Below are 408 nucleotides of genomic sequence, written 5' to 3'. Positions count from 1 at the left end.
ATCCGGCCCCGCGCCGCACCACCCGGACTCCCGCGAGGCGGCAGCCGCCGAGGGATCGGACGAGACCCCGCTCGACGGCGCCGCGACTCCTGAGCCTGCCGACGACCTCACCGTCGACGACATCCTCGGAGCGACGCAGACCGGCGAGGCCGCGGCAGAAGACGCCGTGCTCGCCGACCTCGAGTCGACCCTGCTGAACGACCTCAAGCGCCTGCAGGCCGAATACGCCAACTACCGTCGCCGCACCGAGGAGCAGCGCCAGGTCGAGATCGAGCGGGCGAAGGGCGAGGCCGCCAAGGGCCTGGTCCCCGTGCTCGATGATCTCGATCGCGCCGCTCAGCACGGCGACCTCATCGACGGCACCCCGTTCGCCGTGATCGCCGACAAGGTGCGCACGGTCGTGGGGCG

General features: G+C 72.3%; 1 protein-coding gene. It reads left to right on the top strand.

Annotated elements, in window-relative coordinates; genetic code table 11:
* On the top strand, positions 1–408 hold a 408-nt coding region (grpE, locus tag ACNPM4_RS17215), incomplete at both ends, for a nucleotide exchange factor GrpE (RefSeq protein WP_448986499.1).

The sequence above is a fragment of the Microbacterium umsixpiens genome, from assembly GCF_053543675.1.
This window is presented reverse-complemented; position numbering and strand designations above follow the sequence as displayed.